24 protein-coding genes are annotated in these 26,090 nt (G+C 47.8%); 21 read left to right on the top strand and 3 right to left on the bottom strand.

The window, feature by feature from the left end:
• Window positions 1-60 precede the first annotated feature (60 nt).
• From NFR99_RS08060 to NFR99_RS08010, 11 genes are all read left to right on the top strand, one after another.
• A complete protein-coding gene (locus NFR99_RS08060) occupies window positions 61-609 on the top strand; it encodes an ANTAR domain-containing response regulator (RefSeq protein ID WP_251353381.1) in 549 nt (182 codons plus the stop codon).
• Between the two features lie 76 nt (window positions 610-685).
• Window positions 686-1,519: a diaminopimelate epimerase gene (gene dapF, locus NFR99_RS08055; protein WP_251353380.1), complete on the top strand. Its 834-nt coding sequence runs from the start codon at window positions 686-688 to the stop codon at window positions 1,517-1,519.
• 24 nt (window positions 1,520-1,543) lie between these two features.
• Window positions 1,544-2,758, top strand: coding sequence for an LL-diaminopimelate aminotransferase (locus NFR99_RS08050; protein ID WP_251353379.1), 1,215 nt, complete (start codon window positions 1,544-1,546; stop codon window positions 2,756-2,758).
• 139 nt (window positions 2,759-2,897) lie between these two features.
• Window positions 2,898-3,821 carry a MoxR family ATPase gene (locus NFR99_RS08045; RefSeq protein ID WP_330642172.1) on the top strand — a complete coding sequence of 308 codons (924 nt, stop codon included), beginning with the start codon at window positions 2,898-2,900 and terminating at the stop codon, window positions 3,819-3,821.
• A 74-nt stretch (window positions 3,822-3,895) separates the two neighbouring features.
• A complete protein-coding gene (locus NFR99_RS08040) occupies window positions 3,896-5,641 on the top strand; it encodes a cobaltochelatase CobT-related protein (protein WP_120481147.1) in 1,746 nt (581 codons plus the stop codon).
• A gap of 149 nt (window positions 5,642-5,790) precedes the next feature.
• The gene (locus NFR99_RS08035; RefSeq protein ID WP_251353378.1) at window positions 5,791-8,022 is read left to right on the top strand and encodes a heavy metal translocating P-type ATPase; all 2,232 of its coding nucleotides are present in this window, start codon (window positions 5,791-5,793) and stop codon (window positions 8,020-8,022) included.
• A 53-nt stretch (window positions 8,023-8,075) separates the two neighbouring features.
• On the top strand, window positions 8,076-8,369 hold the full coding sequence (locus tag NFR99_RS08030; RefSeq protein ID WP_120481145.1) for a metal-sensing transcriptional repressor: 294 nt from the start codon (window positions 8,076-8,078) through the stop codon (window positions 8,367-8,369).
• A 12-nt stretch (window positions 8,370-8,381) separates the two neighbouring features.
• Entirely contained in the window at window positions 8,382-8,561 is a 180-nt protein-coding gene (locus NFR99_RS08025; RefSeq protein WP_120481144.1) for a heavy-metal-associated domain-containing protein, read from the top strand.
• Between the two features lie 2 nt (window positions 8,562-8,563).
• Window positions 8,564-9,490 carry a tRNA dihydrouridine synthase gene (locus NFR99_RS08020; protein WP_135975982.1) on the top strand — a complete coding sequence of 309 codons (927 nt, stop codon included), beginning with the start codon at window positions 8,564-8,566 and terminating at the stop codon, window positions 9,488-9,490.
• Window positions 9,491-9,794: 304 nt separating this feature from the next.
• The gene (locus NFR99_RS08015; protein WP_120481142.1) at window positions 9,795-10,505 is read left to right on the top strand and encodes a response regulator transcription factor; all 711 of its coding nucleotides are present in this window, start codon (window positions 9,795-9,797) and stop codon (window positions 10,503-10,505) included.
• Complete coding sequence (locus NFR99_RS08010) at window positions 10,468-12,690, top strand: histidine kinase dimerization/phospho-acceptor domain-containing protein (protein ID WP_251353377.1); 2,223 nt, start codon at window positions 10,468-10,470, stop codon at window positions 12,688-12,690. The genes NFR99_RS08015 and NFR99_RS08010 overlap by 38 nt, the downstream gene beginning before the upstream one ends.
• A 15-nt stretch (window positions 12,691-12,705) precedes the next feature.
• Here the strand turns inward: NFR99_RS08010 and NFR99_RS08005 are convergent, their stop codons facing one another.
• The 3 genes from NFR99_RS08005 to NFR99_RS07995 form a co-directional block, all read right to left on the bottom strand.
• The gene (locus NFR99_RS08005) at window positions 12,706-13,731 is read right to left on the bottom strand and encodes a Na/Pi cotransporter family protein (RefSeq protein ID WP_120481140.1); all 1,026 of its coding nucleotides are present in this window, start codon (window positions 13,729-13,731) and stop codon (window positions 12,706-12,708) included.
• A gap of 179 nt (window positions 13,732-13,910) precedes the next feature.
• On the bottom strand, window positions 13,911-15,272 hold the full coding sequence (locus NFR99_RS08000; protein WP_251353376.1) for a sensor histidine kinase: 1,362 nt from the start codon (window positions 15,270-15,272) through the stop codon (window positions 13,911-13,913).
• The gene (locus NFR99_RS07995) at window positions 15,269-15,943 is read right to left on the bottom strand and encodes a winged helix-turn-helix domain-containing protein (RefSeq protein ID WP_135975985.1); all 675 of its coding nucleotides are present in this window, start codon (window positions 15,941-15,943) and stop codon (window positions 15,269-15,271) included. Before NFR99_RS07995 ends, NFR99_RS08000 begins: the two co-directional genes overlap by 4 nt.
• A 183-nt stretch (window positions 15,944-16,126) precedes the next feature.
• Between NFR99_RS07995 and NFR99_RS07990 the strand changes: the two genes are divergently transcribed.
• From NFR99_RS07990 to NFR99_RS07945, 10 genes are all read left to right on the top strand, one after another.
• Entirely contained in the window at window positions 16,127-17,074 is a 948-nt protein-coding gene (locus NFR99_RS07990; RefSeq protein WP_251353375.1) for a DUF3658 domain-containing protein, read from the top strand.
• A gap of 51 nt (window positions 17,075-17,125) precedes the next feature.
• The gene (locus tag NFR99_RS07985) at window positions 17,126-17,422 is read left to right on the top strand and encodes a nucleotidyltransferase family protein (RefSeq protein WP_251353374.1); all 297 of its coding nucleotides are present in this window, start codon (window positions 17,126-17,128) and stop codon (window positions 17,420-17,422) included.
• The gene (locus NFR99_RS07980; RefSeq protein WP_251353373.1) at window positions 17,409-17,738 is read left to right on the top strand and encodes an HI0074 family nucleotidyltransferase substrate-binding subunit; all 330 of its coding nucleotides are present in this window, start codon (window positions 17,409-17,411) and stop codon (window positions 17,736-17,738) included. Before NFR99_RS07985 ends, NFR99_RS07980 begins: the two co-directional genes overlap by 14 nt.
• Before the next feature lie 172 nt (window positions 17,739-17,910).
• Window positions 17,911-18,867, top strand: coding sequence for a YdcF family protein (locus NFR99_RS07975; protein WP_251353372.1), 957 nt, complete (start codon window positions 17,911-17,913; stop codon window positions 18,865-18,867).
• Between the two features lie 583 nt (window positions 18,868-19,450).
• A complete protein-coding gene (aspS, locus tag NFR99_RS07970) occupies window positions 19,451-21,199 on the top strand; it encodes an aspartate--tRNA ligase (RefSeq protein WP_330571606.1) in 1,749 nt (582 codons plus the stop codon).
• Window positions 21,200-21,211: 12 nt separating this feature from the next.
• Window positions 21,212-21,505: an Asp-tRNA(Asn)/Glu-tRNA(Gln) amidotransferase subunit GatC gene (gene gatC, locus NFR99_RS07965; protein ID WP_251353371.1), complete on the top strand. Its 294-nt coding sequence runs from the start codon at window positions 21,212-21,214 to the stop codon at window positions 21,503-21,505.
• Between the two features lie 21 nt (window positions 21,506-21,526).
• The gene (gene gatA / locus NFR99_RS07960) at window positions 21,527-22,999 is read left to right on the top strand and encodes an Asp-tRNA(Asn)/Glu-tRNA(Gln) amidotransferase subunit GatA (RefSeq protein ID WP_251353370.1); all 1,473 of its coding nucleotides are present in this window, start codon (window positions 21,527-21,529) and stop codon (window positions 22,997-22,999) included.
• Complete coding sequence (gene gatB / locus NFR99_RS07955) at window positions 23,000-24,436, top strand: Asp-tRNA(Asn)/Glu-tRNA(Gln) amidotransferase subunit GatB (protein ID WP_251353369.1); 1,437 nt, start codon at window positions 23,000-23,002, stop codon at window positions 24,434-24,436. It begins immediately after the preceding gene.
• Window positions 24,437-24,674: 238 nt separating this feature from the next.
• Complete coding sequence (locus NFR99_RS07950) at window positions 24,675-25,658, top strand: AAA family ATPase (RefSeq protein ID WP_251353368.1); 984 nt, start codon at window positions 24,675-24,677, stop codon at window positions 25,656-25,658.
• 13 nt (window positions 25,659-25,671) lie between these two features.
• Window positions 25,672-26,058 (top strand): hypothetical protein, encoded by a 387-nt coding sequence (locus NFR99_RS07945; RefSeq protein ID WP_251353367.1) that lies wholly within the window; start codon window positions 25,672-25,674, stop codon window positions 26,056-26,058.
• Window positions 26,059-26,090: the final 32 nt, after the last annotated feature.

Here is a 26,090-nt window from a genome sequence, read left to right as displayed (position 1 = left end):
CTCAGCAGGAGCTTTGCCGAAGCTGCGGATATTTGGACATAAAAACAGGGAGGTGGTTCCTTGATAAGTATCATTGTGGTTTTCCCGAAATTAGAGGATGCGAAAAATATCAGGAATCTGCTGGTACGGCACGGTTATGAAGTAACGGGAGTGTGCAGCAGCGGCTCCCAGGCGCTTCAGCTTGCAGAGCATCTGTCAGATGGAATCGTTCTCTGCGGATATCGGTTTCAGGATATGTTGTATTCAGAACTTTATGAGTGCCTTCCAGTGAATATGCAGATGTTGCTGGCGGCATCCCCGCGGATACTGGAAGAGTGTCAGAGCAGGGATATTGTGTTTCTGGAGCTTCCGTTGAAAGTCCACGATTTGGTGAATACACTGGAAATGATGTCGGGTTCTATTTTGCGGCAGAGAAAGAAACGGAAAGCAATGCCTCGGCGTAGGAGTGAAGAGGAGAAGAAAATGATTGATAAGGCAAAGAAGCTGCTAATGGAACGGAATCATTTGACGGAAGAAGAGGCGCACCGCTATATCCAGAAGTGCAGTATGGATAGCGGGAATACGCTGGTGGAGACAGCTCAGATGGTGTTCAGCCTTATGAAATTTTGATATATGGCGGCTATATAGAAAGCAGCCCCGGGTTTGAGATACAGAGATTTATAATAAAAGAGAAGAGGAGCACAGGATGAAATTTACAAAGATGCAGGGAATAGGAAACGATTATGTATATGTGAATTGTTTTGAAGAAAAGGTAGAAAACCCCGGAGAGCTGGCTGTCAGGGTTAGCGACAGGCATTTCGGAATCGGTTCGGACGGGCTGATTTTGATAAAGCCTTCGGAGAGAGCTGATTTTTGCATGGAGATGTACAATGCGGACGGTTCGGAGGGGGCGATGTGCGGGAATGGCGTCCGCTGTGTGGGAAAATATGTGTATGATTATGGGCTGACGGAGCAGACAAGTATTCGGGTAGAAACAAAAAGCGGGATAAAATATCTCGATTTGACTGTGGAAGAGGGAAAAGTATCTCAGGTAAGAGTCAATATGGGAGCGCCGGAATTGTCCCCATCCGGGATACCGGTTCTCGCAGACGGAGATAAAGTGCTGGACGCGCCGATTATGGTGGATGGCAGGGAATATAGGATGACCTGTGTATCTATGGGAAATCCTCATGCAGTGGTCTATTTGAATGATGTGAAAAATCTGGAAATAGAGAAGATTGGCCCCATGTTCGAAATGCATCCGTGTTTTCCTGACAGAGTCAATACAGAGTTTGTCCGGGTGGTTGATGGGCATACGCTGGAGATGAGGGTATGGGAGCGCGGTTCCGGCGAGACGCTGGCCTGCGGGACAGGCGCGTGCGCCGTGGCGGTCGCTTCGATTTTAAATGGCCATGTAAGCGGGGAAGTAACAGTTAAGCTTTTGGGCGGCGATTTGAAAATTCTTTGGGACGAGCAGGAGAATATCGTGTATATGACAGGTCCTGCGGCAGTGGTATTTGATGGGGAGATTCAGGTATAAAAGAGCAGAAAAAGGAGGAGAAAAATGTTTAAAATCAATGAAAATTATCTGAAATTACCAGGAAGTTATCTTTTTTCGAACATTGCAAAAAAGGTGGCGGCATTTTCAGAAGCAAATCCTGACAAAGAAATTATCCGTCTGGGTATTGGAGATGTGACACAGCCGCTGGCTCCTGCGATTATTGACAGCCTGCACCGTGCGGTGGATGAGATGGGCAGAGCAGAGACATTCCGTGGCTATGCGCCGGATTTAGGATATGAGTTCCTCCGTTCTGCAATTGCAAAAAATGATTATGCAGAGCGTGGGTGCGATATTTCTGCGGATGAAATTTTTGTTTCGGATGGAGCAAAATGTGATTCGGGAAATATTCAGGAAATTTTCAGTGTGGACAATAAAATCGCAGTGTGCGACCCGGTATATCCGGTTTATGTAGACACGAACGTTATGGCGGGGCGTACCGGGATTTATGATACAGGGACGGAAACATGGAGCAATGTGATTTACATGCCGTGTACGGCAGAAAATGACTTTGTGCCGGAGCTGCCAGGGAAAACACCAGGGATTATTTATCTGTGTTTTCCAAACAATCCTACAGGGACGACCATCACAAAAGAACAGCTGCAGGCATGGGTAGACTACGCAAATAAGGAAGGGGCGGTTATTATCTTTGACGCTGCTTATGAGGCGTATATTATGGAAGAAAGCGTACCGCATTCTATTTATGAGTGCGAAGGCGCCAGAACTTGTGCGATTGAGCTCCGCAGCTTTTCAAAGAACGCCGGTTTTACCGGAACACGTCTTGGCTTTACGGTAGTCCCGAAGGACTTGAAATGCGGGGATGTGATGTTACATTCTCTGTGGGCGAGACGCCACGGGACAAAATATAATGGCGCGCCGTATATCATCCAGAGAGCCGGAGAGGCGGTTTACTCGGAAGAAGGCAAAGCGCAGCTGAAAGAGCAGGTAGCATATTATATGAAAAATGCGGCTGTTATTTACGAAGGCCTGAAAGATGCGGGGTATGATGTCTTTGGCGGCGTGAATGCGCCGTATATCTGGCTGAAAACACCGGATAAGATGACTTCATGGGAATTCTTTGATTACCTGCTGGAGAAGGCTAACGTAGTAGGAACGCCGGGTTCAGGTTTTGGACCGAGCGGGGAAGGATATTTCCGGTTAACGGCATTTGGCAGTTATGAAAACACGGCGGCGGCGGTTGAGAGGATAAAGAGGCTATAAAAATGAAGAAGCAAGCAGGACGCGTATCTTGTAAAGGTATGCGTCCTGCTTGCGTTGGGAATTTTTTAAAGTGTTTGGTCTGGGTTTGACGGAGAATGCGTGCTATAATGAATATATATAGGGAAGAAAGGAATCGGAAATGATGAGTGATTACAGACAGGAACTTTTAGAGAAACAGGGCGTCAGCCCTTCTTTGATACAGGAAATTCAGAGATTTCGGGAAAGATATCCGGTGCAGGAAAAGGTGAAAAGCAGGCTGGCGAAGCCGGAAATGCCGTTTTTCGGGAAAGAAATCCTGGAGATGGCGGTTGCAGGACTTTTACAGGGGGAAAATATTCTGCTGAGCGGATCCAAGGCGACAGGAAAAAATATTTTGGCAGAGAATCTGGCGTATCTGTTTGGACGTCCGGTCTATAATATTTCTTTTCATGTGAATACGGACAGCAGTGCGCTGATAGGGACGGACACGTTTGAGGACAATGAAGTAAAGCTGCGCAAAGGGCCAGTGTACCAGTGTGCGTCTTACGGCGGTTTTGGTATCCTGGATGAAATTAATATGGCAAAAAATGACGCGGTTTCGGTGCTTCATGCTACGCTGGACTATCGGAAAGTGATTGACGTGCCGGGGTATGACAAAATCGAGCTGCATCCGGCGGCGAGGTTTATCGGCACGATGAATTATGGTTATGCGGGGACAAAAGAGCTGAATGAAGCGTTGGTTTCCCGGTTTTTGGTTATCAATATGCCGCCTTTGACGGAGGAGCTTTTGGCTCGGATTCTAAAGACTTCGTTTCCGGAGATAAAGACGGGGGCTCTGGAGCAGTTTTCAGGGCTTTTTCTGGATTTGCAGCTTAAAGCGCAGAACAGTGAGATTTCTACAAAGCCTATGGATTTAAGGGGGCTGCTGGCGGCGGTAAAAGTTATAAAAGGCGGCATCTGCCCACAGAAAGCCATCAACATGGGAATCACGAATAAATGCTTTGACATTTTTGAACGTGAAATGATAGAAGATATTGTTATGACGAGAATTCCGGCTTCCTGGACAGCGGGGGATGTATTTTGAGACTGCCGGAACAGGGCGTAAAGCAGAGGATTTGTGATACAAAGTGAAACAGCTGATGAAGGGCAGGGATATATATGGATGAATGTTACAAGATGGAAGTGGAGAACCGAATCAGGAATCTTATGTGGACAGTGAGCGGGGATTATGAGCTGGACACAGAGCCGGATGTATCTTCCTTTTTTAAGTCAAAATATATTTCCATCTATGACGCCGTGAAACAGGGGGCGTTTTCCAGATATTTTGATAAGAACCTGTTTGGGTTGTATATGGCAAAAAAGGTGTATCTGGGAGCAGAAGAGACTTCGCTGGTACAGATTGGGCAGCTCTGTGTAGACAGTGCGGTATTTCCAAAGATTGCAAAGGAGCGGATAGGTGTGCCGGATATCCGAAAACGTGCGTTTGAGGACATCCTGGATACGGAGTTTGAGAAGCTGGCGGCTTCTTTTATGGGGAGCGTGAAGCTGGCGGTTTTGCGTGGGTACGTGACAGGGAACAGGCTGGCGGAAAAACGTGTCCGGGAAGCGGCGGAAAGTATTGCGGCGCTGGAGGGAGCAGCGGATACAATGGATTTGATCCGAGTGGTGGACAGGCTTTACAATACGCATATCGATAGGGGATTTGAGAGAAAACACGGAAATCTCGAAACCGTGCTGGCCGTGACGAATGAGCAGCTAAAGACCTTTGACTGGCAGGACTATCTGGATGAGGAGATGAGGGAGGAGCAGCTTGAGCGTTATCTGAACCGTATGGCAGATTCCATGACGAAGTTTTCCGAGGAGGAAAAGGAAGAGAGGCAGCGGGGGCAGGGCGGCGCGGTTTTTCTGGACGAAGAAGCGATAGAGAAGATGTACTCCTATATCGAACTGAACTACGGACGTTCTTATCTGAGCGGGCAGGAACAGAAACGGATAAATTATAAAGTATGCAGAGGGCTTCACGGAGACTGTACCCTGTACTTTACGGATGGGATTCTGGCAAATATGGTTCGGGTGAATTCCCAGTCAGAGTATGCGCGGAAAACAAAAGAAATCAATCTGCGTACCTGGCGGCAGAATTACCGGGTGGCAAAGCGGAACATTGATCTGCTGCGGGATACTCTGAAACGTTCTCTTCTGCTTCGGAGCGAGCGCGAGGTGAGCCTGGGGGAATATGGGAAAATTGTTCCGAACAGGCTTTGGAAGATAGGACGGACGGACAGCCGGAAACTGTTTGAACGGGAGTTCCGGCGGGACAGCGCGGATTTTGTGGTGGATGTGCTGATTGATGCCAGCGGTTCTCAGAGAGCCAGGCAGAGCCAGGTAGCGCTTCAGGCATTCATTATCAGCAGGGCGCTCAGCGGGGTGCTGATTCCCCACCGGGTCATGGGATTCTGTACCTTTTGGGATTATACAGTGATGCGCCGTTTTCGGGAATACGACGAGGGAGCGGAAGCAGACGAGCGGATTTTTGAATTTTATGGTTCCTCGAATAACCGGGACGGGCTGGCTATCCGCGCGGCGGCGCTGGGACTGGAGGAGCGTCCGGAGGAACATAAGATACTCATTGTGCTTAGCGACGGAAGGCCGAATGATATCATCGTAAACCGCCCTAATAGCAGGAACCCCGAGCCGTACTTTGGGGATTTTGCCGTGAAAGATACGGCTTTCGAGGTGCGGAAACTGCGCAGCCAGGGAACAGCGGTGCTTGGCGTGTTCGTGGGGGAAGAGCAGGATCTGCAGGCAGAAAGGAGGATTTTTGGGAAAGATTTCGCTTATATTCGGAATATCGGGAACTTTGCAAATGTAGTGGGGAGGTATCTGAAAAAGCAATTGGAAGAATAAGTTGACAGCCGGTAACGGATAAATGGCAGATAGAATAGAAACGTGCCGGATTTTCGCGGTAAAAAGTTTTTCTTGACAAATTCTTCTTTTGATTTTAATATATACATATACCCTCTATGGGTATATAAAAACGAGCGAGGAGGGACTTTGTGAAGAAGGAAGTATATTTAATAAAAGGAATGACCTGCGCTTCCTGCAGCAGCGCAGTGGAGCGTGTGACGAGGAAGATGGACGGGGTTGCCGTCAGTGAAGTGAACCTGGCGACGAATAAGATGACGATAGAGTATGATGAGACGAAGCTTACGCCGGAAGCCATTATAGACAGGGTGGATCGAGCCGGGTTCGGGGCGGAGCTTTTTGTGGAGGAGCGGGCGGCGGAGCAGAAGGAAGAAAAGGAAGAGGCGCTCCATATAATGAAAAGGAGACTGGTATTTGCAGTTATATTTGCAGTGCCGCTGCTTTATATTTCCATGGGACATATGCTGCCTTTTAAGCTCCCGCTTCCAGCGTTTTTAGGGATGCATACGAACCCGCTGAATTATGCCCTGGCACAGCTGATATTGACAGTGCTGGTACTTATCTGCGGACGGAAGTTTTATGTTGTAGGATTCAAGACACTGCTGAAAGGGCATCCGAATATGGATTCCCTGGTAGCAATCGGAACGGGAAGCGCGTTCGTTTACAGCCTGGTGAATACGATTCTGATCCCGTCAGATCATATGCATGTGGAAAACCTGTACTATGAGTCGGCGGCGGTGGTCGTGACGCTGGTTATGCTTGGGAAATATATGGAAGCACGCAGCAAAGGAAAGACTTCCGAAGCTATCCGGAAGCTGATGGAGCTGGCGCCGGATACGGCGGTTCTGGTGGAAAATGGCGTGGAGCGTGAAGTAAAGTCGGAGCAGGTGAAGAAGGGAGATATCCTTTTGATACGTCCCGGGAAAAGGATACCCCTGGACGGTATCGTAGTAAAGGGCGGCAGCAGCGTGGATGAGTCTATGCTGACAGGAGAAAGCATTCCGGTGGAAAAGGAAATCGGTGATGAAGTTATCGGCGGAAGCATGAACTATAATGGAGCGATGCAGATAGAAGTCACCCGGACGGGGTCAGATACGACTCTTTCAAAGATTATTAAACTGATGGAGGACGCCCAGGGAAAGAAAGCCCCGATTTCAAAGCTGGCGGATCAGGTGGCAGGATATTTCGTACCGGTAGTTATCGTTATCGCACTTCTGGCGGCTGCAGCCTGGGCAGTAGCAGGACAGGAGCTGGCATTTGTCCTCAGGGCATTTGTTTCCGTTCTCGTCATTGCATGTCCCTGTGCGCTGGGGCTGGCAACGCCTACGGCTATCATGGTAGGAACAGGCGTGGGCGCCGGGAACGGCATTCTGATTAAGAGCGGAGAGGCTCTGGAGAGAACTCATCTGGTAGATACCGTAGTTTTAGATAAGACAGGAACAGTTACGGAAGGAAAGCCTCGGGTTGTCCGGATTGTCACAGAGGGGATGCAGGAGAGAGAGCTTCTGGCATTGGCTGCTTCTTGTGAAGTGCCGTCGGAGCATCCGCTGGGGGCGGCGATAGTAGAAACAGCACGGGAAGAAGGGCTGGAAGTAAAGGAAACGGAGCAGTTCGAGAGCCTGACGGGAAAAGGAATCCGGGCGGTTCTGGAAGGGAAAGAAATCCATATCGGAAATGCCAGGATGCTGGAGGAACTGGGAGTCCCCTGCGGCAGCATGGGGCAGGCGGCGGATGAAATTGCCGAAAAGGGGCAGACGCCTATGTTTGTGGCGGCAGAAGGAAAGCTTCTCGGAATCATCAGCGTGGCAGATACCGTAAAGCCTACCAGCGCGGAAGCGATTGACGCTATCCGAAAACTGGGGGTACGGGTTTATATGCTCACCGGGGACAACAGGAGAACGGCAGAGTATATCGGGAAACAGGTGCATGTAGACGAAGTGATTGCCGAGGTGCTGCCGGGGGATAAGGCAGAAGTGGTAGAAAAACTTCAAAAACAGGGCAGGCGCGTCATGATGGTAGGGGATGGTATCAATGATGCTCCGGCCCTGGCGCAGGCGGATATCGGGACGGCAATCGGGAACGGCAGCGATATTGCTATGGAATCTAGTGATATTGTGCTAATGAAATCCGATTTGAAAGATGTATATAAGGCCATCCGCTTAAGCAAGTGTACGATTCGGAACATTAAGGAAAACCTGTTCTGGGCATTTATTTTTAACAGCCTGGGGATTCCGGTGGCGGCGGGCGTGCTCTATGTTTTTGGAGGTCCTCTGTTAAATCCGATGCTTGCAGGGCTTGCCATGTCTTTTAGTTCTGTATTTGTAGTAAGCAATGCACTTCGATTAAAAAGGTTGAAGCTGTAGAGGGATTTGGTGTATGATAGGAGAGAAAGACGAGACGGCAGGAGGAAAGGCATATGGGTGAACATTGCTGTGAAAAGCACAAGCACAGAGAAACGAAGGAATATAAGGATTTGATGAATCGGTTAAATCGCATTGAGGGGCAGATTCGGGGGATTAAAGGCATGGTGGAGGAAGAGCGTTACTGCGTGGACATTCTGAATCAGGTGTCTGCCATCCAGTCGGCGCTTAATGGATTTAATAAAGTCCTCCTTTCCAACCATATCCATAGCTGTGTGGTAAAGGATATTCAGGAAGGAAATGAGGCGGCAGTCGATGAGCTGTGTGAAACAATTAGAAAATTAATGTAGGAGGAAGCAAAAATGACAGTATTAAAAGTAGAGGATATGCACTGCGAAAAGTGTGTGGAAAGAATCAGCAAGGCGTTTGACAAGGCAGAGCTTACTTATGAGGTGAACCTGTCTGACAAAACCGTATCAGTGGACGGATGTGAGAACTGTGTGGCAAAAGCAAAGGAAATTCTTGAGGATCTGGGGTTCTAAATATGTATTATTATCTTGCTCCTATGGAGGGGATTACCACATGGGTATTCCGGAAGGCATATCATAAGTATTTTCGTCCTATGGATAAATATTTTACGCCGTTCCTTGTTCCGCATACCCATAAAGATTTTAATTTTAAAGAAAAAAACGAGATTCTGCCTGAACATAATGCTGGGCAGAATCTTGTCCCCCAGATACTTACAAACAACGCTGAAGATTTTGTTCGGACGGCAAATGCGCTGAAACGGTACGGTTATGAAGAAGTAAACCTGAACCTAGGCTGTCCTTCAGGAACAGTCGTTTCAAAAGGAAGAGGAGCAGGCTTTTTAAGGGACATAGAAAAATTAGACCGTTTTTTTGATGAGGTCTTTTCCAGTCTGGAGATGAAAATTTCTGTAAAGACACGGATAGGGATTCAGGAGCCGGGAGAGTTTGAGGAAATCCTGGAGGTGTACAACAGATATCCGCTGTCAGAGCTGATTATCCATCCTCGCATCCGGCAGGATTTTTATAAAAACCGTCCGAATATGACAGTGTTTAAGGATGCGTGCAGAAATAGCAGGAATGTGTTATGTTACAATGGCGATTTGTGCATGGAGGAGGATATTCAAAAATTTCATGACTCTTTTCCTCAAGTGCCGGCGGTTATGATTGGCAGGGGAATTCTGAAAAATCCGGGGCTTGTCGGGGAAGTAGAAGGCAGCGCGGCGGACAGGGAAACCCTGCGGGCGTTTCATGATGAAATTTATCATACGTATCAGGAGATTATGTCCGGAGATAAGAATACTGTGTTTAAGATGAAGGAATTTTGGAGTTACTTGAACCTTTCTTTTGAATACGGGGAAAAATGTTGGAAAAAAATTAAGAAAGCCCAGAGTGCGGCGGAATATGAGCGGGCGGTAGAGGAGATTTTTAGTCTGGAGGACTGAAAGTCTCCTTTTTTATGTTTTTTATATAAATAGGTTCAGGGCAACAGCATTTACTTAAAAAATGAATTAAGCCAGGTAATATGAATACCTGCCTGTACCGGGACTGCAAGAAATAAAGTGATTCAGGGGCGTTGATTTTCAGAAGATATGAAGTATAATAGAACAAAGATACTGAAGAGTTGTTTTAAGATATTTATAAGAAATACGACAAGAATCTTATAAGAAAGTATTTTTAGAATAGTACCAGGCCGAAGGAAAGGCAGAAAAAGCTCTGGATGCCTGTGAGTTTAGAGGAGAGACAGATATGAATGAATGTGTACTGGTTGTGGATGATGACAGGGAAATTGTGCGTGCGCTCGAACTGCTTCTGGAAAAGGAGGGGTATCGGGTACGGAAGGCTTATGACGGTATGCAGGCGCTGAGTATCCTTGCGGAACAGCCGATACAGCTTATCCTTATGGATGTCATGATGCCTAAGCTGGACGGGTTGTCTGCAATCATGAAAATCCGGGAGCGGAAGAACTTGCCGATTATTGTTTTAAGCGCTAAGACGGAGGATACAGACAAGGTGCTGGGGCTTTCTATGGGGGCGGACGACTATGTGTCAAAGCCTTTTAATCCGCAGGAACTGATAGCACGTGTGAAAAGCCATCTGCGCCGCTATACGCTTTTGGGTGATATCCATGCCGGTGGCGAGAAAAACGAAATCTGGAATGGGAGGCTTTGCTATCGGGTACAGGAGCGTGTGCTCTATGTAGACGGGGAACCTGTAAAGCTTACAGCGACGGAAACGAAAATGATGGATTTGTTTATGCGGAACCGTGGAAGGATTTTTCCGGCAGAGGAAATTTATCAGAGGGTCTGGGAGGAGCCGGGGTTTGCGCCTGAAAATACGGTGATGGTGCATATTCGCCATATCCGGGAAAAAATCGAACTCAATCCGGGAGAGCCTGAATATTTAAAGGTGGTGTGGGGAATTGGATACAAAATGGAAAAAATTGAAAATCATTCTTAGCTTTGCAGCATTTTTTCTCGGGGTGACGCTTCTGATTGGAAGCGTGTGGCAGCTGGGGAGACTAATTGCAGAAACGAAGGGGGAAGTGTGGAGAACGGAAAGTGATTACCAGGAAAGCGCTGAATTCCGCCGTTATATTTCAGCGAAGCTGGAGGAACTGCTGAGTGTGGCGAATGACGGTGAGCGATGGAAGTACGGAAGCCTGACGGAAAAAGGCTATGATACACAGCAATCATGGCCGTGGGAGGGCGCTTATGAAGTGTCAGACGCCATAGCGGAAGAAACGGCAGAAGATGCGGAAGCAGAGGCAGAGTATCTGTTCCGGCAGAAAATCCAGGAAGAAGAGCAGGAAGCGGATACAGCCTGGGCTGAGGAGCAAAGCCTGGATGAATATATGGAGAGGATGGAACGGGATAAAAATCTCCTCTATGCTGTAATCTGGAATAATAGGCTGCTGTATACAAACATTGAAGAATTTGAGGACAAGCTTGGAAAACAGTTTCAGGGAGATGTGATCGAGGGAGCGCTCGCTGCAGACGAATATAATTTTTCTCTGTGGTTTAACAGGAACAGAGATGGAAAAGTGCAGATTTCTAAAGATGGGGAGAAAGAAGATGTTTATGGAAATGGCGTATATATGCCGGACAGCCGTTGGTTTGTTCCTGGTTATACAAACTTCAGTATAGATGAGGAGTCGAAGCAAGCGATTATTTTTATGGCGGCTGCAAAAGAACCAAAACTCTATGTAGAGGAAGATTACGGGAAAAATGGAACTGTCAACTATGGGGATAGGCTATATTCCATACGTGAGAACTTTCTATCATCGAAGAGACAGTTTAAGATAGGCTGCGCGCTGCTGGCTGTTTCAGCGCTGCTGCTGGTTATCGCTTTCATTTGGAGAAAAGAAAAACGCTGCGCAGAGAAAGAAATTTCCGGGCTTTTGGGAAGAACTTTCCTGGAAGTGAAGCTGCTGTTCTTTTTTGTCGGTATTTTGTTTGCCCTAAAGAGGATGATGCTTCCGCTGTGTTTTTGGCTGCTTTATCTGTTGTTTTTAGATTGGCGGGAAAACAGGGGAAAGCAGAGAAAACCGATTATAGAGGGAGTTCGAACGCGTGAGTTGAAGTATTCGCTGCAGAAGAGGATTGTGAGGCGCGGGAGACTGTCGATGCTCAGTGGAGGGCTGGCATTCCTTATATGCTGTTTGGCATTGGCTGGAATGAGAAATATGGAAAATTGGTATTTTCAGGACAAGTACATCGGAGTTCTTCTTTTTATTGCAGTTGTTCTTTTATTAAATGTGGCAGTCAGTTTCTTATATTTAGAGAAGAACCGACAGCTGGCGGAGGATATCGGAGCGTTGTCTGACAGGATTTTAGAGGTCAGGAACGGAAATTTAGAAGATTTTCCAATACTGCCGCAGGATGCAGAAATGAAAGAAGTGTTTGAAAATCTGAGTGAGATACAGCGGGGGATGGATACGGCGCTGCGTGAGAGGATGAAGAGCGAGCAGATGAAGGTGGACCTGGTGGCGAATGTGTCCCATGATATCAAGACGCCGCTGACTTCCATTATAAGTTATATAGAACTGCTGAAACAGGAAGCGGATTTGCCGGAGCATGTGAAGGAGTTCATACGGATTTTGGGTGAAAAATCAGAACGCCTGCGGACGATTGTGCAGGATGTGTTTGAAATCAGCAAGGCCACATCAGGGCAGCTCCCGGTAACAATAGACGAACTGGACTTGGGGAAACTGGTGCAGCAGACGCTGGCAGATATGGATGCGCAGGTTGAGCAGAGCGGATTTATTATGAAAGTATCTATTCCGGAGTTTCCTATATTTATACAGGCTGATGGACAGAGACTTTATCGTGTATTTCAGAACTTGATTCAAAATGCCTTAAAATATTCCCTGGCAGGTTCCCGTATTTATCTGGATGTGGAAGAGGAAGAGGGGCAGGCAGCAGTGCGTATTAAAAATATTTCCGGCAGGGAACTGGAGCGCACGCTGGATTTTACTGAGAGGTTTGTGCGCGGGGATGCAAGCCGTACAGACGGAGGGAGCGGCCTGGGGCTTTCCATTGCAAAAAGCTTTACGGAGGTCTGCGGCGGCAGCCTCCGGGTGGAAATTGATGCGGATTTATTTACTGTAACGGTGATGTTTCCTAAAAATCGTTCAGACGGGTAAGATATGATTTAGATGTTACTGGGAACGGAGTGAGCAGTAACGTTCCCCTGCTTTGTCAGAAACATGAGAATCACGGATAGCTTTCATAGCCATTTTTTCCAACAGGGGCGCCATCGGCATTAGAATCAGCACACACATAAGGTTAAAGACGGTATGGCTCAGGGCGATTCCGAAACCGGAAGCGGCATTGTTTAAAAGCGCCGGGGCAAACAGAGTTTTTGCCAGGACAAAAGCTCCCAGTAATATGGCGGAGCCGATGGCATTAAATGCCAGATGGACAAAGGCGGCTCTTCTTGCATTTTTTGTCGCACCTATGGACGAGAGAACTGCGGTAATGCAGGTGCCGATGTTCTGTCCCATAATAATGGGGATAGCTGCGCCGTAGGAAATCTGCCCGGTGACTGCAAACGCCTGCAGGATTCCTACGGAGGCAGAGCTCGACTGGATCACTGCAGTAAGCGCTGCGCCTGCCAGTACGCCGAGGAGCGGATTTGTGAACATAAGAAAGAGCTGGCGGAAAGCCGGGATGTCAGCAAGACCGCTTACGGCTGAGGACATGGTGTCCATGCCGAACATCAGGGTTGCAAAGCCAAGCAGAATCATTCCGCCGTCTTTCTTTCTGCCTTCCTTACAGGACATATACAGGATGATACCGATAAAGGCTAAAATAGGCGTGAAAGAAGAAGGCTTTAACAGCTTTACCCACAAACTGCTGCTGTCTATCCCGCCAAGAGACAGTATCCAGCTTGTGATGGTGGTTCCTACATTTGCGCCCATGATGACATTGATTGCCTGGCGGAGAGTCATAAGACCCGAGTTCACAAAGCCTACGACCATGACGGTAGTTGCCGATGAACTTTGGATTATGGCAGTTACGCCGCATCCGGTCAGGAATCCGGCGGCACGTCCGGAAGTCATTTTGCCGAGAGTAGCTTTTAATCTGTCACCGGCGCTGTGTTCCAGGGTTTCTCCCATGATATTCATGCCAAAAAGAAATAGGGAAAGCCCTCCCAGCATGGTAAGTGCCTGAAAAATGTCCATTTTCAAAATCCTCCATAAATTTTCGATGATGTCATTCCGTTCCCGCAGCTATGCCGGCTGCGGGACATCTGATTGTACATTGACAGTGTATCAGAGGAATATCAAATCTGAAATCGAGGTTTTGTAAAATCAATGTAAAAAGAATGCCCTTGCCAAAAGCAAACTGGAAAGGCAGAGGTTTATTTGTCGGCAAGAAGCTGCACAATGTGTCTTTTGGGAAAAGAAATAGTAATTTTCGTACCTTTTCCCAGTGTACTTTGGAGGCGGATTTCGGCATGATGGAGCTTTGCGGAATGTTTCACAATGGAAAGCCCCAGCCCTGTGCCGCCAACCTCTTTGGAATGGCTTTTGTCTACCCGGTAGAAGCGCTCAAAAATCCGGGACTGCTGTTCGTGCGGAATCCCAATGCCATTGTCGCTGACAGACAGATATACAGTATCTTCATCATCTGAAATATGGATGACGGCATTTCCGCCGGGATGGTTGTATTTGATGGCATTATCACAGAGATTAAAAATGATTCCGCTAAGAAGCTGGGGAATGCCGTACAGTACAGACTTCTTTCCGGTGAGAAGAAGCAAAACGCCTGCTTTTTCGGCGGCGGGCATGAGGGTGGCGGCTGTGCGCTCCGCCAGCTCATAGAGGTCGGCATTTTCCCATTGCATGTCGGAAGCGCCTTCGTCCAGATGCGATAGTTTGATGATGTCTTCTATCAGGACAATCATCCTCTGGGATTCAGAGAAAATCTGCCGGGAAAATCTGGGGACGTCTTCAGGTTTCACCATACCGCCAAGAAGCAGTTCCGCGCAGCCGGAAATGCTTTGCAGGGGTGTTTTTAACTCGTGGGATACGTTTGCAGTAAATTCGCGGCGCATCTGTTCCGCTTTTGCCTTTTCCTCCGCTTGTGTTTTTAACTGGCGCTTCTGGCTGCCGATGCGGGAAACCAGAGGAGAAAGTTCCTCGTAAATATCTTCCGGCCGGGGACTATCCAGGTCAAGCCTGTTCAAAGGCTCTACGATTTTCCGGGAAAAACGGAAAGCAAGGAATAGAGAGAAACCTATCGCGAAAGATGCTATGAGAAGAATCGGCTGCTGCATTCCCAAAGCCAGCGTCCACCAGGTATACTGTGTGCCGGAAAGCCTGAGTACAGTTCCGTCTGCGAGTTTCCTGGCACAGTAAAGCTGCTGCTCCATCAGGGTAGAGGAATAGCGGGCGCTTTCCCCGATACCGCCTGAGAGCGCTTCCCTGATTTCTTCACGTTCCAGATGATTTTCCATCGTCCGGCCATCTGTCCTGCTGTCGTATTTTACCGTGCCATCGGCAGCAATCCAGGTGACGCGGTATTCCTCGTCTTTTAAACTATCCAGATAAGCAAGACCGTTATTCTCAACACCGCGGGCTGCGAGTTCGGACTGTATACGGATTTGTTTCATCTGCATTTCAGAAAAATATCCGTAGAGTGCGCCCATGATAATAACAAGTGATGCTCCAAATACAGCAATAGCTGCCAGGCAGACAGCTTTGAAAATTTGTTTTGTCATAGTCCTGCCTCCATTCGATAACCGACGCCGCGGACAGTTTTGATGTATTCTCCGCAGCTTCCGAGTTTCGTGCGGAGTGTTCCGATATGGACGTCAACTGTCCGTGTTTCGCCGACGAAACTGTTTCCCCAGATTTTTTCCATGAGCTGCTCCCGGGTAAAAACAAGGCCGGGGTGTTCCATAAACAAATGCAGCAGTTCGTATTCTTTCAGGGTCAGTTCTACCCGCTTTCCGTCTGATGTGACAGTATGTCTGTCCAGGTTCATTTCAAGCCCGGCGATCAGCAGCGTTTTTACAGGCTCTTTTGGCATTGTCCGCCTCAGGACGGCTTTAATGCGGGATACCATTTCCATCATTCCGAAAGGTTTTGCCAGGTAGTCGTCCGCACCTAAATCAAGGCCGATGACTTTGTCATATTCGGTTCCTTTTGCTGTAGCCATAATCACGGGGATATTGGCGGTAGAAGCCTGTGAACGCAGCTTTTTGAGCGTGTGGATTCCGTCTTCGCCGGGCAACATAATATCCAGCATAATCAGCTGCGGCGTAGTATGCCGTAAGGCTTCCCACAGCGCGCCTGCATCGGGAAAACCCTCTGCCTCAAAGCCAGAGGCGTGCAATGTATAAATCATAAGGTCACGGATGCCGCTGTCATCTTCAACACAAAAAATCATAAAAAACCTCCAGTTGTGCTCTTGCTCCCACAGGATATGTCCGTGGGGCAGATGATATTCTTATTATAGAATACACCATAATGGTAAGCTTTCATACCGTATTTTTGTAAAATGCGTGTAAAGGCATGCAGGATATTTTCTTTATTTGTTAAACTTTTTATGGTATTCTATACAGGAAAAAGAATGGAAGACCTGAAAGTGTCTGCAGTTGTTTTAAAGGAGAAGAAGATGATAGAAGTCATGTTTGGGGAAAGTGAAGCCGGTTCTATGAAATGTGCGAAAAGCCGGAAGACAGTCATAAGCGGTGAGGACGGGCCGACGGCCGTTTTTGGAAACGCGGATTTGCTGCCACCGAGGGAAGCATGGATACCAATTCCGGGACATGCGGGTGAAGTGATCTGCCTTGCCTATATGCTGGATATCGGTAATATCCGGGAGACTTTCGACAGCGAATACCGCCAGGAGCTGATTTTATCGATGTATCTGCAGAGCGGATGGGACAACTCACAGGAATTCAGGGAAGAACTGAAAGAAGGAATTAAAAGAAATATCCGTGAATACCGCCGCTTGATGGATTTTATACAAAAAGGGGAGCAGGTACGCATCTGGTACAGCCGGACGCCGTATTCACTCTGCGGCCTATATTGGCTGTGCAGGCAGATGAACGGAATGGATAATGAGGTATATGCCGTCGAAATGCCCGAATATACAGTACGGTCAGACGGTGTTATTGTTGTGCATCACAGCTGGGGGAATGTAGAAGCGGAGAAATTCAGCTCTTTCTTAAAATATCAGAGGCGTCTGTCAGAGGCTGAGCGGAGAATGTTTGGCTGTAAATGGACAGAACTGTCAGAAGGTAACAGTCCCCTGCGTGCAGTAGTGAATGGGGAGTTAGTTGGAGTTCCGGAGGATTTTTATGATTTTCTGATTTTAAGGGAGATTACAGAGACGCCGGTAAAAGAAGCCAGGCTGATAGGGGATATTCTGGGGAAATATCCGCTCCAGGTAGGGGATTGGTGGTATGCGTCCAGGATTGAGCAGATGATAAGAGAAGGGAGAATAGAAGTCTTTCAGGATTCGGAACAGAAATATACGCGGATGATTCGCAAAACCAGGAGAGATTGTATATGAAAAAACTTCTAAAGAATAAGGAATCAATAGTGTGCAGATAGAGAGGTCAGAATGATAAAAGAAACAGGGCTGAAAGAAACGCTAATAAAGGAAATCTGTAATGTAGCGCATAATTGCGGGGTTAAAAAAGTGATTTTGTTTGGCTCCAGGGCGAGAGGGGATTATAAACGTGCCAGCGATATCGACCTTGCCGTGAGCGGTGGGGATATTCTGCGTTTTGCTCTGGATGTCGAGGAAGAGACATTGACACCTTTGAAATATGATGTAATCAATTTGGATGGGAAGATTCAGGAGGAGCTGCGCAGAGTCATTCAGGAGGAAGGAAGAGTTTTATATGAAGAAATTTGATAATTATGTTTCAAATCTTCGTGTACTGGAACGTGCCGACAAAGAGATGCTGGACAATGAGTTTATCATCAGAGGAATCATTGACAAATTCTGTATTCAGTTTGAATTGGGATGGAAGCTTCTGAAAGAATTACTGGCTTATGAGGGGAGCGCCGCATCTGCAACTGGTTTCCCCAGGAGCATTATCAAAGAAGCCTATTCCGTATATCCCCTTTTTGATGGGGAGCTTTGGCTGAAAATGCTCAGAGAAAGAAATGATATGGCTCATATTTATGATGGAAATGCCGCGAAGGAACTGGCAGGGAGGATTATTTAAAGTTATATTCCTGAATTTCAGAAGATAGAAAAGGAGGTTGCCGTGTATTATGGTGATTCTCTGAAAACAATATAATTTATGCCGAAAGGCTGATTTACCATAAAGAGAGGTAGTTATGTGGCAGTTTGCACTTATTATATTTTTGATATCGTTTTGTATCTTTGCAGGAATCATGATACGTGAACCCAGGACTTTATGGAGTGGGGTATCTTTCTTTGTCATGATGATATGCCTGGCTGTGTTGGCGCTGTTCGTTTTATCGGAACATGCCGGATGGCTGGCGTCGCATGAACTGGTGATTTGGATTTTGAATATCCTGCTCATTTTGGCGGTACTTTGCATCATCGCATTTCCGGGTATTCTGGTTCTTATCTTTTTTGTTGAGGGGATCAAGATGATCCGGCATGAGGGAATGAAACCCGCGAATATGCTGTCGATGCTGTTTTCGGTTTTGCTGTTTGCCTATTTGGCTGTCTGGCCTATGGTTAGAGGGTTGGAAAGGAATACATGGGGGACAAGACTGTATACGGTAATCAGCTTTGCGGCAGTCTATGTATTGTCCCTGATGGCTATGTATTCTCTGTCTGCTATTGTCAATCTTGTCCATCTGAAAAAGAGGAGAAATGCGGACTATATTGTTGTGCTGGGAGCCGGGATTCTTGGAGAGAAGGTAACGCCGCTGCTTGCGGCGCGGATTGAAAAAGGGATGGAACTGATGCGCTGCAACCCAGGGGCGAGAGTAATCATGTCCGGTGGTCAGGGACCTGGGGAGGATATTCCCGAAAGCAGGGCTATGGCGGCGTATGCGGCGGAGCATGGAGGGGACGCGAATCGAATCCTGATGGAGCAGGAGTCTGTTTCAACGGAAGAAAACCTTTTGTTTTCAAGAAACATGATGGATAAAAAAGCCTCCAAAATTATCATTGTTACGACGGCTTACCATGTGTTCCGGGCATTGATACTGGCAAGACAGCAGGGGATAAAATGCGTGGGATTTGGGGCGAAAACAAAGTGGTATTTTACGTTAAACGCACTCATCCGTGAATTTATCGGATATCTGAGCCTGACATGGAAGCGGCATGCGATTGTCATTGGCGCAGCGGCCAGTATGCTGGCAGCGTTTCGTTAATATTCACACCATGTGTCCATCAGCGTATTTTCAAAAATAGACCCTGTGAGCCAGCCGGACTGGGGGGGAATCCGGGTTGGTTTCCGTCTGTTTTAAAGGGGAAATCAGTGATTTTTGAAAAACCCCCTTGCAATCCTTTTTTAACTGTGCTAAGATACAGGACATAAAATAAAGGCGAAGAAAGAGACTCTTGCTTTGGAACTTGACAGGAATACAGCGCCGCTGACTGAGAGCGCTGTTTAAGGGAAGGGGCAGACAGGGAACACTCCGGAGCCGACTGGTCGAAGAGAATAGTGTGCCGTGTGGTTGGAAGCAGGGCAGAGGTGAGTAAGTAGGTCAGTACGTGGACGCGCGTTAAGCGTATAGAGAGGTAAATGCAAGAGCATTTGCAATGCGGGTGGTACCGCGGATGATGTGATCATATCCGTCCCGGAATAGTAAAATATTCCGGGGCTTTTTCTATGTATCCCGGAATTCATAGAAACTGCTGCAAAGGTGCGGAAAAGACATGGAACGATACTGTGTCTGTACCTTTGCGGCGGTTTTGTTTTCAGAAAATTTATGAAAGCGGAGGAGAATGACGATGAAAGAAGGCATTTACAGAGACGTGACATTTGATAAGCTCAGCGAAGCAGATATGGGCAGAGAAATAAGAGTTGCCGGATGGGTAGAAAATATCCGCGACCACGGCGGGATTACCTTTGTGGATCTGCGGGATATGTATGGGGAACTTCAGGTGGTGCTTCACGATGATGCACTGCTTAAGGATATCGGAAGAGAAGCCTGTGTGACGGTGAAGGGAATGCTCAGAAAGAGGGATGAGGAGACCTACAATCCGAGGATTCCAACGGGGACGATCGAGCTGGCGGCGGAAACGGTGGAGGTTCTGGGAAAGGTGTACCAGCAGGTACCTTTTGAGGTCATGACTTCGAAGGAAGTCCGGGAGGACGTCAGGCTGAAATACCGTTTTCTGGATTTGCGGAACAGCAAAGTGAAGGATAATATCGTGTTCCGCTCAAAGGTTATCAGCTTCCTGAGACAGAAGATGACGGAATTGGGATTTCTGGAAATCCAGACGCCGATCCTGTGCGCGTCCTCGCCGGAGGGAGCCAGGGATTATATCGTTCCGTCCAGAAAATACAAGGGGCAGTTTTACGCGCTGCCGCAGGCGCCCCAGCAGTATAAGCAGCTTCTGATGGTGTCGGGGTTTGATAAGTATTTCCAGATTGCCCCCTGTTTCCGGGACGAGGATGCCAGGGCAGACCGCTCGCCGGGAGAGTTTTACCAGCTTGACTTCGAGATGAGCTTCGCCACGCAGGAGGACGTGTTTGCCGTAGGCGAGGAAGTACTGGCGGCGGCATTTGAGAAGTTTGCGCCGGAAGGATATGAGGTAACGAAAGCGCCGTTTCCGATCATCAGCTACACACAGGCGATGCTGGAGTTTGGCACGGATAAGCCGGATCTCAGAAATCCGCTGCGCATCCTGGACGTGACAGAATTTTTCCAGAGATGCAGCTTTAAGCCTTTCCATAAAAAGACTGTCCGCGCGATTAAGGTACATGCGGAGATGTCGAAGGGTTTCCATGAAAAGCTTCTGAAGTTCGCCCAGTCGATTGGCATGGGCGGACTGGGATATCTGGAAGTGATGGAGGATCTGTCCTACAAAGGCCCAATTGATAAATTTATCCCGGAGGAGATGAAAACCGAGATGAGGGAGCTGGCGCGTCTGGAAGCAGGCGACACGATTTTCTTTATTGCGGATAAGGAGAGCAGGGCGAACCTTTATGCGGGACAGATTCGTACAGAGCTTGGGGAAAAGCTGGATTTGATTGAGAAAAAGGCCTACCGCTTCTGTTACGTGAATGATTTTCCAATGTATGAGTACGATGAGGAGACGAAGCAGATTGGATTTACGCACAACCCGTTTTCCATGCCGCAGGGAGGTCTGGAAGCCCTGAATACGAAAGACCCGCTTGACATTTTGGCGTATCAGTATGATATTGTATGTAACGGCGTGGAACTTTCCTCTGGTGCGGTGCGGAACCATGATATCGATATTATGGTGAAAGCTTTTGAAATCGCAGGATATGATGAGGAAACGTTGAAGGCGAAGTTTGGGGCGCTTTACAATGCGTTTCAGTTTGGCGCGCCGCCCCATGCGGGAATGGCACCTGGCATTGACCGGATGATTATGCTGCTGTGTGAGGAAGAAAATATTCGCGAGGTCATCGCATTTCCTATGAGTGGAAGCGCGCAGGATCTGATGTGCGGCGCGCCGGGATTTGTGACGGAGCAGCAGCTTCGTGAGGTTCATATCAAGGTTCGTGATTAAGGAGGAAGCGGGATGGCAAATGTTATTTCAGATGAAACGATAGAATATGTAGGGATTCTGGCAAAGCTGGAGCTTTCCGGGGAGGAAAGGGAGCAGGCGAAAAAAGATATGGGCAGGATGCTGGATTATATTGATAAGCTCAATGAGCTGGATACCACGGGCGTAGAGCCGATGTCGCATGTATTTCCTGTGAACAATGTATTCCGGGAGGATGTGGTGGAAAACGGTGATGACAGGAAAAATATGCTGAAAAATGCGCCGGAGCAGAAGGACGGGACGTATGTGGTTCCGATTACGGTAGAATAGAGAGCACAGGAGGCAGAATACGTGGATATCAGAAATTTGACAGCTCTGGAATTGGGCAAGAAGATAAAAACAGGAGAGATTGGCGTTGTGGAAGCCACGAAAGCTGCGCTGGAGCAGATTCAGGCGGTGGACGAAACGGTGAACGCTTTTGTGACTGTGGATGAGGCGGGGGCGTTGAGGCGGGCAGAAGAAGTACAGAAGCAGATTGATGAGGGAAGTCTGACAGGAGCCCTGGCTGGAGTTCCTGCCGCCATCAAGGATAATCTGTGCACGAAGGATTTGCTGACTACGTGCAGCTCGAAGATTTTATATAATTTTAAGCCGACCTACACAGCGGAGGCCGTGCGGAATCTGGAAAGGGCGGGAGCCGTGATTCTCGGAAAGACGAATATGGATGAGTTTGCGATGGGCAGCACCACCGAGACGTCAGCCTTTGGCGTTACCAGAAATCCGTGGAATACGGCGCATGTGCCAGGGGGATCTTCGGGAGGCTCCTGTGCAGCAGTGGCGGCGAATGAATGCTTTTATGCCCTGGGCTCCGATACAGGCGGCTCTATCCGGCAGCCTAGCTCCTTCTGTGGGGTGACGGGCATCAAGCCGACCTATGGCACGGTTTCCCGTTATGGGCTGATCGCTTACGGTTCTTCACTGGATCAGATCGGCCCGGTTGCGAAGGATGTAAGCGACTGCGCGGCAGTTTTGGAAGCGATTTCTTCTTATGACAGGAAAGACAGTACTTCCCTCAAACGGGAGGACTGTGATTTTACCTCCGCTCTTGTGGATGATGTACAGGGTATGAGAATTGGAATCCCCAGGGACTATCTGGGAGAAGGTCTGGATGAGGAAGTGAAAGCGGCTGTGCTGGCGGCGGCAAAGGCGCTGGCGGCAAAGGGAGCTGTCGTGGAGGAGTTTGATTTGAGTCTGGTGGAATATGCGATTCCGGCGTATTATGTGATTGCGGCGGCAGAAGCCAGTTCGAACCTGGCGCGGTTTGACGGAGTGAAATACGGCTATCGCACGGAAGAATACGAGGGACTCCACAACATGTACAAAAAGTCCCGTTCCGAGGGATTTGGAGAGGAAGTGAAGCGCAGGATTATGCTTGGCTCTTTTGTGCTGAGTTCGGGATATTATGACGCTTATTATCTGAAAGCTCTGCGGACGAAAGCTTTGATAAAACAAGCTTTTGACGAGGCATTTGAAAAATATGATGTGATTCTGGGGCCTGCGGCTCCGACGACTGCGCCGAAGCTGGGAGAATCCTTAAGCGACCCGCTGAAGATGTACTTAGGAGATATCTATACGATTTCCGTGAATCTGGCAGGGCTTCCGGGCATGACGGTTCCATGCGGGAAGGATTCGAAGGGGCTGCCGATTGGCTTGCAGATGATCGGGGACTGCTTTCAGGAGAAGAAGATGATCCGTGCAGGCTACAGCTTTGAGTGTACGAGGAAATACGAAGCGCCGGAACTGGCGGAAAGGAGGGGAAAATAGATGAGCAAACAATATGAGACAGTGATTGGACTGGAAGTTCATGTTGAGCTTGCCACGAAAACGAAGATTTTCTGCTCCTGCTCTACGGCGTTCGGCGGAGCGCCAAATACTCATACCTGCCCGGTGTGTACCGGAATGCCGGGTTCGCTTCCGGTGCTGAATAAGCAGGTGGTGGAGTATGCCCTGGCGGTGGGGCTTGCGGCGAACTGCCAGATTCACCAGTATTGCAAATTTGATAGAAAGAACTATTTTTACCCGGATAATCCGCAGAATTACCAGATTTCCCAGCTCTATCTGCCAATCTGCCACGACGGCGGAATCGAAATTGAGACGGCGGAAGGGAAAAAGACAGTGCGAATCCATGAAATCCATATGGAAGAGGATGCGGGGAAGCTCATCCACGATGAATGGGAGGACTGTTCTCTGGTGGATTACAACCGGAGCGGCGTGCCGCTGATTGAGATTGTTTCAGAGCCGGATATGCGGAGCGCGGAGGAGGTCATTGCCTATCTGGAGAAGCTGCGCATGATGATTCAGTACCTGGGCGCTTCGGACTGCAAGCTCCAGGAAGGCTCGATGCGCGCGGACGTCAATCTTTCTGTGCGTGAGGTGGGGACAGAAGCCTTTGGAACTCGGACGGAGATGAAGAACCTGAACTCTTTCCGCGCCATTACCCATGCGATTGAGGGGGAGAAAAACCGCCAGATTGATTTGCTGGAATCCGGGGAACAGGTGGTACAGGAGACAAGGCGGTGGGATGATACAAAAGGCGCTTCGTATGCGATGCGCTCGAAAGAGGACGCCCAGGATTACCGATATTTTCCTGACCCTGACCTGACTCCGGTGGTTATCAGTGATGAATGGATTCAGGAAATACGGGACAGGCAGCCGGAGATGCGGGAGGAGAAACAGGAGCGTTACCAGAAAGAATATGGGATTCCGGCCTATGACGCGGGCATCCTCACCTCTGCAAAGCGGATGGCGGATATGTTTGAGGAGACGACTGCACTCTGTAAAAGTCCGAAAAAAGTTTCGAACTGGCTGATGGTGGAGACGATGCGTCTCTTAAAGGAGCACGGCATGGATGCGGAGGACATCCGGTTCTCACCTGAAAACCTGGCGAAGCTGATAGGACTGACAGAAGCGGGAACCATCAATAATACGGTGGCAAAAGAAGTGTTTGAACTTGTATTTGACAAAGATATCGACCCGGAACAGTATGTGGAAGAAAAAGGGCTGAAGATGGTTGGAGACGAGGGGGCGCTGCGCGGCACGATAGAAGAAATCGTGGCGGCGAATCCCCAGTCCGTGGCCGACTACAAAGGCGGAAAGCAGAAAGCCATCGGTTTCCTGGTGGGGCAGACGATGAAAGCCATGAAGGGAAAAGCAGACCCGGGAGTGGTGAATAAGATACTGAAAGAGATTCTGGATAAATAGGGAACAGCCAGCGGAAACAAGCCAGCTGCAGCGTATCATGGGGAGGTATGCGCGGCTGGCTTGTTAAATTCCATTGCCGCATGTGGCTGCTAATGGATTTAAAAAAGCTTTATAAGAATTTGCCTTGTAAAAGAATATAAAAGCACATATAATTAATTTGATAAGATAGATGGAGAAGATAAGAATTTGACTTTTAAGATTCATGATAAGGATATAGGAAAAGGAAGGGTATAGAACATTGGGATGGAAATTGAAAGTATTGGAATATGGAAAGATAAAAAGCGCTGAGATAGAAGTTTCGCCTCTCACTCTTTTTGTGGGTGACAATAACAGTGGAAAAAGCTATCTGATGGCGCTCTTATGGGGAATCCAGAATTTGGGAGTATCAGAATTAATCAGTTCTGTATTGAGAGAAGAAACAAAATTAGAACATGAACTGATAGGATGGATCAGGGCGCAGGTGGCGTTGGCGTGCGAACAGGGGGAACATATCGCTCAGGTATGCGAGATAGAAAAAGAACTGCAAGCTCTTTTGCAGGAAGGCTTGCGGCAAAATAAAGACAATTTGGTTAAAAAGATTTTTAACAGTTCAGATGTTAAAATCAAAGATTTACAGATAGAATTAAAAGATTTAGACAAAATCTCCTTAACATTTACAAAACTCAAAGACAGATGGGGGAGCGAGGAGTTAGACAGTCTGAGGATTAAAAATAACACTGGTACAGAATATACTATAAAATTATCGGAAATAGAATGGGGATATCAAAACAATCTTATAATATGTATGATATTGAGCCTGGCAATGGAGATTTCTATTGGAGAAGTGAATGGAATACATGAAAATATTTATCTCCCTGCAGCCAGAACAGGATTTATGCTTACAAAGGACATTATTAATAAAGCAGGCAGGAATGCAGCGTTTAATATCGGAGTACAGCAGGAAGAGATGATCCCATTTATCAGGCCGATTAACCAGTTTTTGGATGTGGTGAATGATCTGTCTTTTGACAGCAAAGGGGATAGAGGAGCCGCAGCGATAGCTGAATACTTAGAAAACTACATGGCAGAAGGCACAGTTGAGATGAGTACATTGCCGAACAAAGAGGTTTTATATGTTCCGGCAGGCCAGGAAAAAGGGATTCCACTCAGGATTGTTTCAGCAGTTGTTACAGAGATTTCCCCCCTGATTTTTTCAGACAATAAAAATGAAATCCATGTATAAAAGAGTAGACCATATGATTTTTGAACGGCAGTGTGAGGATAAATGGAAACTTCATTTGATTGAAATGAAGGGGAGCGTAGGAGAAAGAAAATGGGATGAAATAAAAGGAAAATTCCGTGCCAGCTATCTGGTGGCTCAGGCAATTGCCGGGATGCTGGAAGTGAAAATCACAGAAACAGTAATGTATACGACTTTTGAAAAAGTGCAGTTTGCGCCGTCAGATACGATGCCGTCTGCAAGAAGGGTAAGGTCGGGAGAAACACTTGTTAGAATGAAAGACGAATGGGCGGGGGCGCGTTTTGGATTGAATTTCGGAGAGCGTACTCCGTTTATACATAAGGCAATCCAGATGACAAGGAATGAAGAAGGGATATTAGCAGGGGATTTGATGGAAGGATGAGTCAGTAAAGAGGTAACAGTGAAGCCGGAAGG

Origin of the sequence: Hominisplanchenecus murintestinalis (assembly GCF_943193015.1) — a bacterium.
GTDB classification, from domain to species: domain Bacteria; phylum Bacillota; class Clostridia; order Lachnospirales; family Lachnospiraceae; genus Hominisplanchenecus_A; species Hominisplanchenecus_A murintestinalis.
Note: the sequence above shows the minus strand (reverse complement) of the source record. Positions and strands in the feature narration are given on the sequence as shown.